This window comes from Embleya sp. L77 (genome assembly GCF_055557415.1).
The window spans coordinates 5,137,914-5,155,413 of record NZ_CM145709.1; the positions used below are offsets into that span (position 1 = coordinate 5,137,914).

The 17,500-nt window shown below is 70.0% G+C and carries 12 protein-coding genes; all 12 read left to right on the top strand.

The window, feature by feature from the left end; genetic code table 11:
• Window positions 1-112: 112 nt before the first annotated feature.
• Window positions 113-2,959 (top strand): excinuclease ABC subunit UvrA, encoded by a 2,847-nt coding sequence (gene uvrA / locus ACZOOI_RS22065; RefSeq protein WP_465277441.1) that lies wholly within the window; start codon window positions 113-115, stop codon window positions 2,957-2,959.
• Between the two features lie 102 nt (window positions 2,960-3,061).
• On the top strand, window positions 3,062-3,538 hold the full coding sequence (locus ACZOOI_RS22070; RefSeq protein WP_396005692.1) for a Rieske (2Fe-2S) protein: 477 nt from the start codon (window positions 3,062-3,064) through the stop codon (window positions 3,536-3,538).
• 39 nt (window positions 3,539-3,577) lie between these two features.
• Window positions 3,578-5,683 carry an excinuclease ABC subunit UvrC gene (gene uvrC, locus ACZOOI_RS22075; protein ID WP_465277442.1) on the top strand — a complete coding sequence of 702 codons (2,106 nt, stop codon included), beginning with the start codon at window positions 3,578-3,580 and terminating at the stop codon, window positions 5,681-5,683.
• A 24-nt stretch (window positions 5,684-5,707) separates the two neighbouring features.
• Window positions 5,708-6,601 carry an RNase adapter RapZ gene (gene rapZ / locus ACZOOI_RS22080; protein ID WP_391582553.1) on the top strand — a complete coding sequence of 298 codons (894 nt, stop codon included), beginning with the start codon at window positions 5,708-5,710 and terminating at the stop codon, window positions 6,599-6,601.
• Window positions 6,598-7,563 (top strand): gluconeogenesis factor YvcK family protein, encoded by a 966-nt coding sequence (locus ACZOOI_RS22085; RefSeq protein ID WP_465277443.1) that lies wholly within the window; start codon window positions 6,598-6,600, stop codon window positions 7,561-7,563. The genes rapZ and ACZOOI_RS22085 overlap by 4 nt, the downstream gene beginning before the upstream one ends.
• The gene (gene whiA, locus ACZOOI_RS22090; RefSeq protein WP_020553580.1) at window positions 7,554-8,534 is read left to right on the top strand and encodes a DNA-binding protein WhiA; all 981 of its coding nucleotides are present in this window, start codon (window positions 7,554-7,556) and stop codon (window positions 8,532-8,534) included. The genes ACZOOI_RS22085 and whiA overlap by 10 nt, the downstream gene beginning before the upstream one ends.
• A 130-nt stretch (window positions 8,535-8,664) precedes the next feature.
• The gene (locus ACZOOI_RS22095) at window positions 8,665-9,909 is read left to right on the top strand and encodes a GNAT family N-acetyltransferase (protein ID WP_465277444.1); all 1,245 of its coding nucleotides are present in this window, start codon (window positions 8,665-8,667) and stop codon (window positions 9,907-9,909) included.
• Between the two features lie 179 nt (window positions 9,910-10,088).
• The gene (locus ACZOOI_RS22100) at window positions 10,089-13,313 is read left to right on the top strand and encodes a M14 family metallopeptidase (RefSeq protein WP_465277445.1); all 3,225 of its coding nucleotides are present in this window, start codon (window positions 10,089-10,091) and stop codon (window positions 13,311-13,313) included.
• 145 nt (window positions 13,314-13,458) lie between these two features.
• Window positions 13,459-14,004: a hypothetical protein gene (locus tag ACZOOI_RS22105; RefSeq protein ID WP_465277446.1), complete on the top strand. Its 546-nt coding sequence runs from the start codon at window positions 13,459-13,461 to the stop codon at window positions 14,002-14,004.
• A gap of 198 nt (window positions 14,005-14,202) precedes the next feature.
• Window positions 14,203-15,207: a type I glyceraldehyde-3-phosphate dehydrogenase gene (gene gap, locus ACZOOI_RS22110; RefSeq protein ID WP_020553576.1), complete on the top strand. Its 1,005-nt coding sequence runs from the start codon at window positions 14,203-14,205 to the stop codon at window positions 15,205-15,207.
• A gap of 123 nt (window positions 15,208-15,330) precedes the next feature.
• On the top strand, window positions 15,331-16,518 hold the full coding sequence (locus ACZOOI_RS22115) for a phosphoglycerate kinase (protein ID WP_465277447.1): 1,188 nt from the start codon (window positions 15,331-15,333) through the stop codon (window positions 16,516-16,518).
• A 5-nt stretch (window positions 16,519-16,523) separates the two neighbouring features.
• The gene (gene tpiA, locus ACZOOI_RS22120) at window positions 16,524-17,327 is read left to right on the top strand and encodes a triose-phosphate isomerase (RefSeq protein ID WP_465277448.1); all 804 of its coding nucleotides are present in this window, start codon (window positions 16,524-16,526) and stop codon (window positions 17,325-17,327) included.
• The last annotated feature ends 173 nt before the right edge of the window (window positions 17,328-17,500 follow it).

Genomic DNA, 17,500 nt, shown 5'->3' on the forward strand with positions numbered 1-17,500 from the left:
CGACCGGCATCGTCCCGGCCGGCACTGCCTCGATCCGCACTGTCGACGCGTACCGATCAGCTCGACATCATTCAGCCGCAGCGGCATGTCGTCGAAGGGTTTCGATTCTCAAGTGGCCGACCGTCTCATCGTCCGTGGCGCGCGCGAGCACAACCTCAAGGACGTCTCCCTCGACCTACCGCGCGACGCGCTCATCGTCTTCACCGGCCTGTCCGGTTCCGGCAAGTCCTCGCTTGCCTTCGACACGATCTTCGCGGAGGGACAGCGCCGCTACGTCGAGTCGCTGTCGTCCTACGCGCGCCAGTTCCTCGGGCAGATGGACAAGCCCGACGTCGACTTCATCGAGGGCCTGTCGCCCGCGGTCTCGATCGACCAGAAGTCGACGAACCGCAACCCGCGCTCCACGGTCGGCACGATCACCGAGGTCTACGACTACCTGCGCCTGCTCTACGCCCGGATCGGCCACCCGCACTGTCCGCAGTGCGCCCGCCCGATCGCCCGGCAGAGCCCGCAGCAGGTGGTCGACCGGGTGCTGGAGCTGGAGGAGGGCACCCGCTTCCAGGTGCTCTCGCCGATCGTGCGCGAGCGCAAGGGCGAGTTCGTCGACCTGTTCGCCGAACTCCAGTCCAAGGGCTACAGCCGGGCCCGGGTGGACGGCGCGGTGATCCAGCTCACCGACCCGCCCAAGCTCAAGAAGCAGGAGAAGCACACCATCGAGGTGGTCATCGACCGCCTGACCGTCAAGGCCTCGGCCAAGCGCCGACTGACCGACTCGGTGGAGACCGCGCTCTCGCTCGGCTCCGGCATGGTGATCCTGGACTTCGTCGACCTGCCCGAGGACGACGCCAACCGCGAGCGGATGTTCTCCGAGCACCTCTACTGCCCCTACGACGACCTGTCGTTCGAGGAGCTGGAACCGCGCTCGTTCTCCTTCAACTCGCCGTTCGGCGCGTGCCCCGACTGCACCGGCATCGGCACCCGGATGGAGGTCGACCCGGAGCTGGTCGTGCCCGACGGGCAGAAGTCGCTGGACGAGGGCGCACTCGCGCCGTGGTCGAGCGGACACGCCTCGGAGTACTTCGGCCGGCTCGTCTCCGCGCTCGCGGACGAGATGGGCTTCCGTACCGACATCGCCTGGGACGGTCTGCCGCAGCGGGCCAGGAAGGCGCTGCTCAACGGCCACAAGACGCAGATCCACGTCAAGTACAGGAACCGCTACGGGCGCGAGCGCTCGTACTACACCTCCTTCGAGGGCGCGCTGCCGTACATCGTGCGCCGGCACTCCGAGGCGGAGACCGACACCAGTCGCGAGCGCTTCGAGGGCTACATGCGCGAGGTGCCGTGTCCCACGTGCCACGGCGCCCGGCTCAAGCCGATCGTGCTCGCGGTGACCATCGCGGACAAGTCGATCGCCGACGTCGCGTCGATGTCGATCAGCGACTGCGCCGAGTTCCTCGGCCGGATCAAGCTGGTGGCGCGGGAGAAGAAGATCGCCGAGCGGGTGCTCAAGGAGGTCAACGAGCGACTGAAGTTCCTGGTCGACGTCGGCCTGGACTACCTCTCGCTCAGCCGCGCCGCGGGCACCCTGTCCGGCGGCGAGGCGCAGCGCATCCGGCTGGCCACCCAGATCGGCTCCGGCCTGGTCGGCGTGCTGTACGTGCTCGACGAGCCGTCCATCGGCCTGCACCAGCGGGACAACCACCGGCTGATCGAGACCCTGGTCCGCCTGCGCGACATGGGCAACACGCTGATCGTGGTCGAGCACGACGAGGACACCATCCGGATCGCCGACTGGGTCGTGGACATCGGTCCCGGCGCGGGCGAGCACGGCGGTGAGGTGGTGCACTCCGGCAGCTACAAGGAGCTGCTCAAGAACAAGCGCTCGGCGACCGGCGACTACCTCTCCGGCCGCAAGTCGATCCCCACGCCGACCGAGCGCCGGGTGCCGGACAGGAAGCGTCGCCTGGTCGTGCACGGCGCCCGGGAGAACAACCTCCAGGACGTCGGCGTGGCGTTCCCGCTGGGCGTGTTCACCGCGGTCACCGGCGTGTCCGGCTCGGGCAAGTCCACCCTGGTCAACGACATCCTGTACACGCACCTGGCGCGCGAACTCAACGGCGCGCGCCTGGTGCCCGGTCGGCACACCCGGATCACCGGGACCGAGCTGGTGGACAAGGTCGTGCACGTGGACCAGGGTCCGATCGGGCGCACCCCGCGCTCGAACCCGGCCACCTACACCGGCGTGTTCGACCACGTGCGCAAGCTGTTCGCGGAGACCACCGAGGCCAAGGTGCGCGGCTACCTGCCGGGCCGGTTCTCCTTCAACGTCAAGGGCGGCCGCTGCGAGAACTGCTCGGGCGACGGCACCATCAAGATCGAGATGAACTTCCTGCCGGACGTCTACGTGCCGTGCGAGGTCTGCCACGGCGCGCGGTACAACCGGGAGACCCTGGAGGTGCACTTCAAGGGCAAGAACATCTCCGAGGTGCTCGACATGCCGATCGAGGAGGGCCTGGCCTTCTTCGAGGCGGTCCCCGCGATCGCCCGGCACCTGCGCACGCTCAACGACGTCGGCCTGGGCTACGTGCGGCTCGGCCAGCCCGCGACCACGCTCTCCGGCGGCGAGGCGCAGCGCGTCAAGCTGGCCTCCGAGCTGCAGCGCCGCTCCACCGGCAAGACGGTCTACGTGCTCGACGAGCCGACCACGGGCCTGCACTTCGAGGACATCCGCCGGCTGCTCGGCGTGCTGACCAGCCTGGTCGACAAGGGCAACACGGTGATCGTGATCGAGCACAACCTCGACGTGATCAAGACCGCCGACTGGGTCGTCGACCTGGGCCCCGAGGGCGGCAGCGGCGGCGGTCTGGTCGTCGCCGAGGGCACTCCCGAGGAGGTCGCCGAGGTGGCCGGCAGCCACACCGGCAAGTTCCTCCAGAGCGTGCTGTACGACCGACGGTGACGTAAGCGCAGTCCGGGCCGGGTGCGAGGATTGACCGGCCGCACGGTGGCGTGGCCGGTCCGGGCCACGCCACCGGTGTCACCGTTCCCAAGGAGATCCCGCATGACCCCGCAGCAGCAGCCCCGGCCCGAGACCGCGCGCGAAGGCGTCGCCGAGCACGGACCGGACCGGCGCACCCTGCTGCGCGGGGCCGCGGTGGTCGGCGCGGTCGGCGCCGCCGGACTCGGCTTGAGCGCGTGCACCACCGAGAACCAGCCCGCATCGCCGCACGAGAAGAAGCTGCTCGACGGACCGGTCACGGTGGGTCGCTCCGAGGATGTGAAGGTCGGCAAGGGCAAGGTCTACACCGACACCTCGATCGTGGTGACCCAGCCCGCCAAGGACGATTACAAGGCGTTCGACGCCCGTTGTCCGCACCAGGGGTGTCTGGTCACCAAGGTCGACCAGGGTGTCATCCAGTGCCAGTGCCACGGCAGCCAGTTCTCGATGAACGACGGCTCCGTCGTGCGCCGACCCGCGAAGCGCGGCCTGACGCCGCTGCCGATCACGGTCGCGAACGGCGAGATCGTCGTGGGTTGACCGCAAAAATCTGTTGGAGCCAGCACATAGGGTGGAGAAATGGACCCGTCGTCGTACCGGCCCGCTCCCGGCCAGATCCCGACGTCGCCCGGTGTGTACCGGTTCAGCGACGAGCACGGGCGCGTCGTCTACGTCGGCAAGGCGAAGAACCTGCGCGCCCGGCTCTCGTCCTACTTCCAGGACCTGGCCCACCTGCACCCGCGCACCCAGAGCATGGTCACCACCGCCGCGGCGGTGGACTGGACCGTGGTCGGCACCGAGGTCGAGGCGCTCCAGCTGGAGTACTCCTGGATCAAGGAGTTCGACCCGCGCTTCAACGTCAAATACCGCGACGACAAGAGCTACCCCTCGCTCGCGGTGACGCTCAACGAGGAGTTCCCGCGCGCCCAGGTGATGCGCGGCCCGCACCGCAAGGGTGTGCGCTACTTCGGGCCCTACGGGCACGCGTGGGCCATCCGCGAGACGCTCGACCTGCTGCTGCGGGTGTTCCCGGTGCGCACGTGTTCGGCCGGCGTGTTCAAGAACGCCCGCCAGGTCGGCCGCCCGTGCCTGCTCGGCTACATCGGCAAATGCGCGGCGCCGTGCACCGGGAAGATCTCCGCCGAGGACCACCGCGCGCTCGCCGAGGACTTCTGCGAGTTCATGGCCGGCCGCACCGGGCCCTACATCAAGCGCGTCGAGCGGGAGATGAAGCAGGCCGCGCAGGCGATGGAGTACGAGAAGGCGGCCCGGCTGCGGGACGACATAACGGCGCTGACCCGGGCCCTGGAGAAGAACGCGATCGTCTTCGGCGACGGCACCGACGCGGACGTGATCGCGCTGGCCGAGGACGAACTGGAGGTCGCCGTCCAGATCTTCCACGTGCGCGGCGGCCGGGTGCGCGGACAGCGCGGCTGGGTCACCGAGCGGGTCGAGGACGTGGACACCGCCGACCTGGTCGAACACTTCCTCCAGCAGCTCTACGGCGAGCAGCGCGGCGAGGCCGTGCCGCGCGAGGTGCTCGTGCCCGCGCTGCCCGCGGACACCGCGGCGCTCAGCCAGTGGTTGTGCGAACTGCGCGGCGCCAGGGTGGAACTGCGGGTGCCGCAGCGCGGCGACAAGAAGTCGCTCCAGGAGACCGTGCAACGCAACGCCGCACAGGCGCTGAACCTGCACAAGCTGCGCCGGGCCGGCGACCTGACCGCCCGCTCGCTCGCGCTCCAGCAACTGGCCGAGGCGCTGGACATGGACACCGCGCCGCTGCGCATCGAGTGCTTCGACATCTCGCATCTGCAGGGCACCGAGGTGGTCGCCTCGATGGTGGTCTTCGAGGACGGGCTGCCGCGCAAGAGCGAGTACCGGCGGTTCGCGATCAAGACCTTCGAGGGCCAGGACGACCCGAGGGCGATGCACGAGGTGCTCACCCGGCGGTTCCGGCGCTACAAGTCCGATCTCGCGCGCGACGCGGCCGCCGATGCGGCGGCGGCCGGTGCCGAGGACGCGGACGGCGCGGACGGCGCGGAGCACACCGGCCCGATCGACCCGGAGACCGGCCGGCCCAAGCGCTTCGCCTACCCGCCGCAGCTGATCGTGGTCGACGGCGGGCAACCCCAGGTCGCCGCCGCCGTGCGGGCGCTGGAGGAGGCCGGCGTGGTCGACGTCACCGTGTGCGGGCTGGCCAAGCGGCTCGAAGAGGTGTGGGTGCCCGGTGAGGACGACCCGGTCGTGCTCCCGCGCAGCAGCGGCGAGGCGCTGCTGATGCTCCAGCGGATCCGGGACGAGGCGCACCGCTTCGCGATCACCTACCACCGGTCCAAACGGTCCAAGGCGATGACGGCCAGTGCGCTCGACGACGTCCCGGGTCTGGGCGCGACCCGCCGCAAGGCGGTGCTCGCCCACTTCGGCTCGCTCAAGCGGCTGCGCGCGGCCGGCATCGAGCAGATCACCGAGGTACCCGGCATCGGCCGCGCCACCGCGGCGGCGATCGTGGCGGCGCTCGCCACGCGGGCGCCCTCGGCACCGGCGGTGAACACCGCGACGGGCGAGATCATTGAAGACGACGCCGACGTTGTGGTCGACGAGGCCGTCGATGCCGACGAGGCGGTCCCGGTTGTACCCCCGAGGCAGGAACCAGCAGGAGGAAGCGTTGAACTCGCCCAGCCGTAGGTGCGGTACGCACCGGGGGGACGCATGAGTACCGAGGTCACGAGCACGGCGGTCGAGGGCACCCCGGAGTTGGTGATCATCTCCGGCATGTCCGGCGCCGGTCGCAGCACCGCCGCCAAGGGCATGGAGGACCTCGGCTGGTTCGTGGTGGACAACCTGCCGCCGTCGCTGATCCCCGCGATGGTCGACCTCGGCGCGCGGACCCAGGGCGCGGTCGCGCGGATAGCGGTCGTCGTCGACGTGCGCGGTCGGACCTTCTTCGACGACCTGCGCTCGGCGCTGAGCGAGCTGGACGCGGCCGGCGTGGTGCGTCGGATCGTCTTCCTGGAGGCCGCCGACGACGTCCTGGTGCGGCGCTTCGAGGGCGTGCGCCGGCCGCACCCGCTCCAGGGCGACGGGCGCATCCCGGACGGCATCGCCCGCGAACGCGAACTGCTGCGCGAGCTGCGCGGCGAGGCCGACCTGGTGATCGACACGTCCGACATCAACGTGCACCAGCTGCGCGCGCGGATGGACGACCGGTTCGCCGGTTCCGGCGAGCCGCAGCTGCGCGCCACGGTGATGTCCTTCGGCTTCAAATACGGCCTGCCGGTGGACGCCGACCTGGTCGTCGACTGCCGCTTCCTGCCCAACCCGCACTGGATCCCGGAGCTGCGCCCGCACACCGGCATGGACGAGGCGGTCAGCCGGTACGTGTTCGACCAGCCCGGCGCCAAGGAGTTCCTGGACCGGTACGCCGAGCTGCTGCACATCGTCACCGAGGGCTACCGCCGCGAGGGCAAGCGCTATGTGACGCTCGCGGTGGGCTGTACCGGTGGCAAGCACCGCAGTGTGGCGATGGCCGAACGACTGGCCCGCCGGCTCACCGAGGACGGCCTGGACACCGTGCTCGTGCACCGCGACATGGGCAGGGAATGAGCGGCCCCAAGGTGGTCGCCTTGGGCGGCGGACACGGGCTTGCGGCTTCGCTGGCGGCACTGCGCCGGCTCACCGACGAACTGACGGCGATCGTCACGGTCGCCGACGACGGCGGCTCCAGCGGGCGGTTGCGCAAGGACCTGGGCGTGCTGCCGCCCGGCGATCTGCGGATGGCGCTGGCCGCGCTGTGCGGCGACGACGAGTGGGGGGTGACCTGGAGTCGGGTCATCCAGCACCGGTTCCGCCGCGAGGGCGAGCTGAACGGGCACGCGGTCGGCAATCTGCTCCTGGTCGGCCTGTGGGAACTGATGGACGATCCGATCGCGGCCCTGGACTGGATGGGTCGCCTCCTCGGCGCGCACGGGCGGGTGCTGCCGATGTCGGCGGTCCCGCTGGACATCGAGGCGGACGTGGCCGGGCACGACCCGGCCCGGCCGGACGAGATGTCCGTCGTGCGCGGGCAGGCGCAGGTCGCGGTGACGCCGGGCGACGTGCGCGGAATCCGGCTGCTGCCCAGTGATCCGCCCGCCGTGCCGGAGGCGGTCGCGGCGGTTCGTGACGCCGATTGGGTGGTTGTCGGGCCCGGTTCGTGGTTCACCTCTGTGCTGCCCCACCTGCTCGTTCCCGAGTTGGCGACGGCCCTGGTGGAGACCAAGGCCAGGCGGCTGCTCGCGCTGAATCTGGCCCCGCAGCCGGGCGAGACGGCGGGTTTCTCGCCGCAGCAGCACCTGGAGGTGCTGGCCGCCCATGCTCCCGGACTGACCTTTGACATCGTCCTCGGCGACCGCGACCGTGTGGAGGACGTACCGGGCCTGGAACGGGCCACGGCGGCGCTCGGTGGACACATCCACCTGGCCCCCGTTTCGGCGGTCGACGGCACCGCGCGACACGACCCCGAACGGTTGGCCGCAGCCTACGGCCGGATCTTCGTCGATCGTGAAAGGATCGCTTCATGGCGATGACGGCAGCAGTGAAGGACGAGCTCAGCCGCCTCCCGGTCACCCGGTCGTGCTGTCGCAAGGCGGAGGTCTCCGCGCTCTTGCGCTTCGCGGGCGGACTGCACATCGTGGGCGGGCGAATCGTCATCGAGGCGGAGTTGGACACGGCGATGGCCGCGCGCCGCCTGCGCAAGGACATCCTGGAGGTCTACGGGCACAGCTCGGACCTGGTCGTGGTGGCCCCCGGCGGGCTGCGGCGCGGCAGCCGGTACGTGGTGCGGGTCGCGGTCGGCGGCGACCAGCTGGCCAGGCAGACCGGGTTGCTGGATGCCCGCGGGCGTCCGGTGCGGGGCCTGCCGCCGCAGGTCGTCTCCGGTGCGACGTGTGATGCGGAGGCCGCCTGGCGCGGCGCGTTCCTGGCGCACGGCTCGCTCACCGAGCCCGGCCGCTCCTCGGCCCTGGAGGTGACCTGCCCCGGTTCGGAGGCGGCCCTCGCGCTGGTCGGCGCGGCCCGTCGGCTCGGTCTCGCGGCCAAGTCGCGCGAGGTGCGCGGCGTGGACCGGGTGGTGGTCCGCGACGGCGACGCGATCGGCGCGCTGCTCACCCGGCTCGGTGCGCACGAGAGCGTGCTGGCCTGGGAGGAGCGGCGGATGCGCCGCGAGGTGCGGGCGACCGCGAACCGGCTGGCCAACTTCGACGACGCGAATCTGCGCCGCTCGGCCCGCGCGGCCGTGGCGGCGGGCGCGCGCGTGCAGCGGGCCCTGGAGATCCTCGGCGAGGAGGTTCCGGAGCACCTGGCCGCGGCCGGCAAGCTGCGGCTCGACCACAAGCAGGCGTCCCTGGAGGAACTGGGCGGGCTGGCCGAGCCGCCGCTGACCAAGGACGCGGTCGCGGGTCGGATCCGCCGGTTGCTGGCGATGGCCGACAAGCGTGCGGGCGAACTGGGCATGCCCGGCACCGATGCGGGCCTGTCGGTGGACATACTCGTGTCCTGACCGGCCCCGGGGCCGACGTGCGCCGGCGAAAACCATTCGAAGGCGTCGAACCGGAGACATAGGGTCTCCGGGTCGGCGCCTTCGTCCGTTGTCGGGGGAAGGCCGCGCATGCGAGGAAGGAACCACCGCAGTGGAAATCCGCACGATCGGCGAAGACGACATCATCCCCTGGACCGCCGCCGTCGGCATCGGTTTTCTCCGGGTCCCGGACGACACCGAGGAGAACCGGGAGAAGCGGATCGAGCACTGGCGCGAGCGGGCCGACTTCGCCCGTACGCGCGGCGCCTTCGACGGCGGTCGCTGCGTCGGCACCTTCCGCAGCTTCGCCACCGGTCTGACCGTGCCCGGCGGGGCGATAGTGCCGGCGTCGGCGATCACCAACGTCACCGTCTCGCCGACGCACCGCAGGCAGGGCCTGCTCACGAAGATGATGGGCCTGGATCTGGCGGACGCCGCCGCGCGCGGCGAGTCGGTGGCCATCCTGATCGCCGCCGAGTACCGGATCTACGGCCGGTTCGGCTTCGGTGTGGCCACCGAGTACCAGAAGTTCACCCTGGACACGCTGCGCACCGACTTCGCGCCGGACGCGCCGGTCGAGGCCGGGGCCCGGATCACGCTGGCCACCCCCGAGGAGGTGGCCGAGGTCGGGCCGCCGCTGCACGAGGAGTTCCGCCGACTGCGGGCCGGGGCGATCGAGCGCACCGCGATGTGGTGGCAGATGTACACCGGGCTGGTGCCCTCGCCGATGAGCCCGAGCCCGCCGCGCTTCCACGCGGTGTACCGCGACCCGTCCGGCAAGGTCGCCGGCCTGGTCGGCTATCGCACCGACGACCACTGGGACGAGTTCGTGCCCAAGGTCACGCTGACCGTGGACTCGCTGCTCGCGCTCACCCCGGCGGCCGAGATCGCGCTGTGGCGATTCTGCGCGAACGTCGACTACGTCAACCGGGTCGAGGGTCCCGACCGCAGTCCCGACGAGTTGTTGCCGCTGCTCGTGGAGGATCCGCGGGCGATCACCACGCAGTCGCGCCGGGACTTCGTGTGGGCGCGGATCCTGGACGCGCCCGCCGCGTTCTCGGCCCGCACCTACGGTGCGCGCGATCGGCTCGTGGTCGAGGTGCACGACGATCTGGGTTACGCGGCGGGACGGTTCGCGATCGACGGCGCGGCCGAGGAGGCGCGGTGTGTGCCGACCGGTGACCCCGCGGATCTGGTCCTGGGCGCCTCGACGCTGGGGGCGCTGTACCTGGGTGCGGGCTCGCCGGTGCGGCTCGCGGTGACCGGCCGGATCTCCGAGCGCACACCCGGTGCGGCGGAGCGGGCCGAGGCGCTGCTGCGGACGCCGCGCGAACCGTGGTGTCCCGACTGGTTCTGATCACAATGCGGAATCTCTGCGCGTAGCATTGACCGAATATGACCGTGCGTCAGGTCTCGTGTACCACACGGTAGTTGCCGTAGCATGCGCAACACCCGGGCGCAGGAGTCACGTTCCGTACCTTGAGGTCGTGGTTTTGCGCCGTCCCTATGCACGCCGAACCCACGACTGGGGGGTCGATGAGGCGTCATCGTTCCAGGGGCACCACCACACGAGTCCGGATCGGCACCACGGGAATCGCGGCGCTCTCACTGGCGCTCGGTCTGTTGACCGCAGCGCCGGCGAGCACCGCGGCACCCGCCGATAATCCGGTCTCGTACCCCGAAGTGACCAGCGCGCCGCCGGAAGCGAAACTTCCTCCGGCGGGCGAAGCAGGTCCGCAGTCCTACACGATCACGGCCGACGCGGCACAGGTGAAGCAGATCTTCGACCTGGGCGTGGACCGGCACGAGACCCGGACCACCAGGGCCGCCGACGGCAAGGCCGAGCTGGAGGTGATCCTGAGCGATGCCCAGGCCGCCAAGCTGCGTGCCGCCGGCATCTCCGTGGAGGCCAAGTCCCGGGCGCAGAAGCGATCGGCCGCGGCCGACGCGGGTGTCTTCCGCAAGTACAGCGGCCCGGGCGGCCTCGGCGCGGAGCTGGTCCAGCTCGCCAAGGACCACCCCGACATCGCCAAGACCGTCAGCATCGGCAAGACCGTGCTCGGTCAGGACATTCTCGCGGTCAAGGTGACCAAGAACGTCCGTACCAGTGCCGACGGCTCCAAGCCCGGCGTGTTGTACATGTCCAACCAGCACGCCCGTGAGTGGATCACGCCGGAGATGACCCGCCGGCTCGTGCACCACTACGTGGAGGGCTACGGCAAGGACGACGAGGCCACCAAGCTGGTCTCGGACAACGAGCTGTGGTTCGTGGTCTCGGCCAACCCCGACGGCTACGACTGGACCTTCGAGACCGACCAGCGGTTGTGGCGCAAGAACCTGCGCGACAACAACGGCGACGGTGTGATCACCGCCGGCGACGGTGTCGACCTCAACCGCAACTTCGACTACAAGTGGGGCTACGACAACGAGGGTTCCTCGCCCGACCCGCTGAACGAGACCTACCGGGGGCCCGCGCCCTCCTCCGAGCCGGAGACCCGGGCGATCGAGGGCTTCGCCAAGCACATCAAGGCGGAGTTCGTGGTCAATTACCACTCCGCCGCGCAGCTGATCCTGTACGGCGTCGGCTCGCAGGTGGCCACGCCCAGCCCCGACGACCAGATCATGATCGCGCTCGCGGGCGACGACGCGCACCCGGCGGTCCCGGACTACGACCCGGACCTGTCCGCCGAGCTGTACGTGACCAACGGCGACACCGACGGGCAGATGAACGAGGCGTACAAGACGTTGTCGTTCACCCCGGAGATGTCCACGTGCGTGACGGCCGCCGGCTACCTGCCGGACGACCCGTACACGGAGGACAACTGCGGCAGCATCTTCGAGTTCCCGAACGACGAGACGTTGGTCGCGATGGAGTACGCCAAGAACCGGGCGTTCGCGCTGTCGGTGGCCAAGTCGGCCAAGGACCCGGACGATCCGGTCTCCTCGGTCGGTCGCAACGCCCCCGACCTGGTGGCCGACCGGTTCGAGCACTCCTATGCCGAGGACCACGACGACCAGACCGTCGCGGTGATCGCCAAGCGCTCGCTGACCAACCGCAAGCTCAACTACCGCGTCAACGGCGGCCCGGCCAGGACCGCGGGCGTCAAGGAGTGGAAGGGCGGCGAGCGGTACGGCGAACAGGGCTCGGCCTACTACGCCGAATACCGGGGCGACATCAAGAACGTGCGCACCGGTGACCGGATCGAGGTGTGGTTCACCGGCGACAAGGCGGGCACCGGCAAGGTCTCCAGTGACCGCTTCACCTTCACGGTGGAGAGCGGCATCGCCGAGAAGACCGAGACGCTGGTCCTGGCGAACGAGGACTACAAGGGTGTCAACCCGACCTACCCGCCGAACACGGTCGGCCCCAAGTACGCCCAGCAGTATGTGGACGCACTGGCGGCCAATGGCATCAAGGCGGCCGTCTACGACGTGGACAGGCTCGGCACACCGCACCACCTCGGCGTGCTCTCGCACTTCAAGGGCGTGTTCTGGTATCTCGGCGACAACCGACTGACCCAGGACGCGGCCCGGGAGATCACCGACTTCCGCGGCCGGCCGGTGCGGGACGCGCAGGTCACCCCCGCGGTCCAGGATCTGACCGTGAACGTGCGCGACTTCCTCAACGAGGGCGGCAAGCTGGCCTACCTCGGTGAGACCGCGGGCTACTACGGTCCCCTGCGCAGCGCGGCGGGCGGCGGCATCTACTACGGCCTCAACGGCCACCCGGACCAGCCCTGCAAGGTCACCGCCGATCCGGCGGGCGACTGCCTGATCGTCTCGGACGACTTCACCCAGTACTGGCTGGGCGCGTACGACCGGTCGGCGACCAACGGCGCCACCGGGGTGGTCGGCGCGGCCGCGCCGTTCGAGGGCATCGACAAGGCGTTGCCGGGCACCGCGTCCAACCCGCTGAACGAGGCGGGCGGGTTCCTGCCCACCAGCGCGATCCTGACGCCGGACCAGTTCCCGATGTTCGACAGCCGTTCGGTGGCGACCTACTCGGGCAACACGTCCGGGCCGTACTCGCCGGCCGAGGGTTCGTGGTACATCAACGGCCTGCACTCGGACAACGCGTACAAGCGACTGACCCGCACGATCGACCTCACCGGAGTGACGGCGGCGGACGCGGCGAAGCTGACCGCGCAGTTCTCGTACGACACCGAGGCCAACTGGGACCACGCGATCGTGGAGGCGCACACGGTCGGTGCCGAGGACTGGACGACGCTGCCCGACCTCAACGGTGGCACCGGCACCGAGCCGCCCACGTCCTGTGAGGGTGGCGACTTCGTCAGGACCCACACGCAGTTGCGGCACTACCTGACGGTGACCACCCCCACGTGCCTGAGCACCGGCACCACCGGCGCGTGGAACTCCTTCACCGGCAACTCGGGTGGCTGGAAGCCGGTCGCCTTCGACCTGTCCGCGTACGCGGGCAAGAAGATCGAGGTCTCGATCTCGTACGTGAGCGACGCGAACACCGGTGGCACCGGCCTGTTCGTGGACGACACCAAGGTCACCACCACGGCCGGCGTCCTGGACGCCGAGGGCTTCGAGACCGGTTTGGGCCCGTGGGTCCTGGCCGGTCCGCCGCCCGGTGACCGCTCGCTCGTCGGCTTCACGCGCAGCCAGGCCGCGTTCGGTTCGTCGGTGATCGCCACCGACGACACCATGCTCATCGGCTTCGGCCTGGAGCAGCTGGCCACCGCGGACGACCGCAAGGTGTTCGTCGACCGGATCCTGCGGGAGCTGTACAAGTAGGCGCGCACGATTGCGACGCGCTGACGGGTGAAAACCGATAGCGCAACGCCGGCCCCCGGCGGAGACTCCTCCGCCGGGGGCCATTAACGTCTGTGCGCACACGCGAGTTCCGGCGTGTGCCACTTTTTTGTCGGGGGGAATCGCCTTGAGCAACAACGCACCCGGTCCCTGGGGGCCGCCGCCGAGCCAACCCGGCCCGGGGCAGTGGGGGCAACAACAGCCGGGTCCGCCCGGGCCGTTCGGCTCGGGGCCGTACGGCGGGCCGCCGCCGCAGCCGCCGCGCCGCGTCGGCAACCCGGGCCTGGCCGTCGCGGCCGGGGTGGTGGCGATGTTGGTCGGCGCCGGTGTGTACGGCGTGATCGTCAAGTCGTTGGAGATCCAGAGCACCTGGTTCGGGGTGGGTGTCGCGGCGTTGATCGGTCTCGCGATGGGTCGGGTCGGGGGCGCCAACCCGGTACTGCCGATCGTGGCGATCGTGCTCGCGCTGGTCGGGATCATGCTGGGGCAACTCACCGCGATCACTCTGGCGGGCGCCGACGAATTGAACATCTCGGTGCTCGACGTGGTCTCCGACTTCGGCAGCGACATCATCCAGGGCTGGAAGGACGGCCTGGAGCCGTTCGACTTCCTCGTCTTCGTGTTCGGCGCCGTCGCGGCCTTCGGCATCACCAAGTCCGTCGGCGAGAAGTAGCTCCGCCCGAGATCGCCCGCCGATCCGCTTTTGCGATCATCCGTCCCGCCCTGGGCATCTTGTGCAGCAAGCCTGCGTGAAGGTGCCCGGGGCGTCACGGTAGGGTCGGACATGGCCGGGGATATCGCAGATTCCACTGACCATCTCCTCGGCCATTCACCATCAGGGCATTCGGCGTTCGACAGAGGAGATCGGTTCGTGACGATCCGGGTAGGCATCAACGGATTCGGCCGTATCGGCCGCAACTTCTTCCGCGCGGCGCTGGCCTCGGGCGCGGACTTCGAGATCGTCGGGGTCAACGACCTCACGAACATCGCGACCCTGGCCCACCTGCTGAAGTACGACAGCATCCTCGGCCGCATCGGCCAGGAGGTCACCTACACCGACGACGCGATCACCGTCGGCGACAAGACCTTCAAGGTCATCGCCGAGCGTGACCCGGCCGCGCTGCCCTGGGGCGAGCTGGGTGCGGACATCGTGATCGAGTCCACCGGCATCTTCACGGACGCCGAGAAGGCCAAGAAGCACATCGAGGCCGGCGCCAAGAAGGTCATCATCTCGGCTCCGGCCAAGAATGAGGACGTCACGATCGTGATGGGCGTCAACCACGAGAAGTACGACGCCGCCGCGCACACGATCATCTCGAACGCCTCCTGCACGACCAACTGCGTCGCGCCGATGGCCAAGGTTCTCCTGGAGAACTTCGGTCTGGTCAAGGGCATGATGACCACGGTCCACGCGTACACGAACGACCAGGTCATCCTGGACTTCCCGCACTCGGACCTGCGCCGCGCGCGGGCCGCCGCGACCAACATCATCCCGACCTCGACGGGTGCCGCCAAGGCGACCGCGCTGGTCATCCCCGAGCTCAAGGGCAAGCTGGACGGCATCGCCATGCGCGTCCCGGTCCCCACCGGCTCGGTCACCGACCTGGTCGTCGAGCTGGAGCGCGAGGTGACCCGCGACGAGGTCAACGCCGCCTTCCAGAAGGCCGCCGAGGGCTCGCTCAAGGGCTACCTGACCTACACCGAGGACCCGATCGTCTCCTCGGACATCGTCACCGACCCGTCCTCGTGCACCTTCGACTCGGGCCTGACCATGGCCCAGGGCAAGCAGGTCAAGGTCGTCGGCTGGTACGACAACGAGTGGGGCTACAGCAACCGCCTGGTCGACCTGGTCGGCTACATCGGTGGTCAGCTCTGACGGTGCGGCACCACGCACCGATGGACAACGCTTGACGATGCGGGCCCGGGTGACACGCCGTCACCCGGGCCCGTTTCTCGGCTACCCCCACCCGTTTCTTCGACATCCGAGGACGAGTCGAACTTGAAGACCATCGACGACATCGAGGTATCCGGTAAGCGCGTCCTGGTACGCGCCGACCTCAACGTCCCGCTCGACGGCGGGCGCATCACCGACGACGGCCGGATCCGGGCGAGCGTGCCGACCATCGAGGCCCTGGTCGCCCGCGGCGCCAGGGTGATCGTGTGCTCGCACCTGGGCCGGCCCAAGGGCGCCCCCGAGCCGCAGTTCTCGCTCGCGCCGGTTGCCGCGCGACTGGGTGAACTGCTCGGCGCCGACGTGGCGTTCGCGACCGACACGGTCGGCGACAGCGCCCGGGACACGGTCGGCGGGCTCGCCGACGGCCGGGTCGCGCTGCTGGAGAACCTGCGCTTCAACCCGGGCGAGACGGCCAAGGACGACGCCGAGCGCGGCGCGTTCGCGGACCGCCTCGCCGAGCTCGCCGAGGTGTACGTGGGCGACGGCTTCGGCGCGGTGCACCGCAAGCACGCGTCGGTGTACGACGTGCCGGCCCGGCTGCCGCACGCGGTCGGCGGCCTGATCGCCACCGAGCTGGACGTGCTCAAGCGGCTCACCGAGGACGTGCAGCGTCCGTACGCGGTGATCCTGGGCGGGTCGAAGGTGTCCGACAAGCTCGGCGTCATCGACAGCCTGCTCGACAAGGCCGACCGGATCCTGGTCGGCGGCGGCATGGTGTTCACCTTCCTGGCCGCGCAGGGCCACGAGGTGGGCAAGTCGCTGCTGGAGAAGGACCAGCTCGACCGGGTCCGCGAGTACCTGGCCCGGGCCGAGGCGCGCGGCGTGGAGTTCGTGCTGCCGGTCGACGTGATCGCGGCCACCGCGTTCTCCGCCGACGCGGACCACGCGGTGGTCTCCACCGACGCGATCCCCGCCGACCGGCTCGGTCTGGACATCGGCCCGGCGTCCGGCGAACTGTTCGCGGACAAGCTCGCCGACGCCCGGACGGTCTTCTGGAACGGCCCGATGGGCGTGTTCGAGATGGAGCCGTACAGCCACGGCACCCGCGCGGTGGCGCAGGGCCTGATCGACTCCGACGCGTTCACCGTGGTCGGCGGCGGCGACTCGGCCGCGGCGGTGCGCACGCTCGGCTTCGACGAGAACGCCTTCGGTCACATCTCGACCGGCGGCGGCGCGAGCCTGGAGTACCTCGAAGGCAAGTCCCTGCCCGGTCTCGAAGCCCTGGAGGGCTGATCCCGATGTCTGCGCTCAACAACGGCACCGGCCGCATCCCGCTGATGGCGGGCAACTGGAAGATGAACCTCAACCACCTCGAGGCCATCTCCCTGGTGCAAAAGCTCGCGTTCACCCTGAACGACAAGGACTTCGACCGGGTCGAGGTCGCGGTGCTGCCGCCGTTCACCGACCTGCGCTCGGTGCAGACCATGGTGGACGCGGACAAGCTCCGCTTCAGCTACGGCGCGCAGGACATCTCGCAGCACGCCGGCGGCGCCTACACCGGCGAGATCGCCGGGTCCATGCTCGCCAAGCTGAACTGCACCTATGCGCTGGTCGGCCACTCCGAGCGGCGGCAGTACCACGCCGAGGACGACACCGTGGTGAACGCGAAGGCGCACGCCGCCTATCGCAGCGGCCTGGTCCCGATCGTGTGCGTCGGCGAGGGCCTGGACGTGCGCAAGGCGGGCCGGCACGTGGCCCACACGCTCGCGCAGGTCGAGGGCGCGCTCAAGGGCATCACGGCGGAGCAGGCCGAGTCCGTGGTGATCGCGTACGAGCCGGTCTGGGCGATCGGCACCGGCGAGGTGGCCACGCCGGAGAACGCGCAGGAGGTGTGCTCGGCGATCCGGGCCAAGCTCGCCGAGCTGTACTCGCCGGAACTCGCGGACCGGGTGCGGGTGTTGTACGGCGGCTCGATGAAGGCCGGCAACGTGGCCGGGCTGATGGCGCAGCCGGACGTGGACGGCGGACTGGTCGGCGGTGCCTGCCTGGCCGCCGAGGAGTTCGCGCAGATCGTCCGCTACCACGAGAAGAAGGCCGACTGACGGTCGCGGCCGTCCGGTCGAAACGTGTGGCGAGGGCCCGGAGCGGAATGCCGCTCCGGGCCCTCGGCATGTCCGGGTCGGGCTCGTGGCCGGGCGTGCCGGCCGGAATCACTCGTTCCTCATAAACCCGTCGCAACTATTTCCATTCCGCTTGCCGCTCCCGTAACGGGTGA

Coding starts and splice junctions, on each gene's coding strand:
- ACZOOI_RS22070 (WP_396005692.1), top strand. CDS start 3,062: ATGACCCCGCAGCAGCAGCCCCGGCCCGAGACCGCGCGCGAAGGCGTC.
- tpiA (WP_465277448.1), top strand. CDS start 16,524: ATGTCTGCGCTCAACAACGGCACCGGCCGCATCCCGCTGATGGCGGGC.
- ACZOOI_RS22085 (WP_465277443.1), top strand. CDS start 6,598: ATGAGCGGCCCCAAGGTGGTCGCCTTGGGCGGCGGACACGGGCTTGCG.
- ACZOOI_RS22100 (WP_465277445.1), top strand. CDS start 10,089: ATGAGGCGTCATCGTTCCAGGGGCACCACCACACGAGTCCGGATCGGC.
- rapZ (WP_391582553.1), top strand. CDS start 5,708: ATGAGTACCGAGGTCACGAGCACGGCGGTCGAGGGCACCCCGGAGTTG.
- whiA (WP_020553580.1), top strand. CDS start 7,554: ATGGCGATGACGGCAGCAGTGAAGGACGAGCTCAGCCGCCTCCCGGTC.
- uvrC (WP_465277442.1), top strand. CDS start 3,578: ATGGACCCGTCGTCGTACCGGCCCGCTCCCGGCCAGATCCCGACGTCG.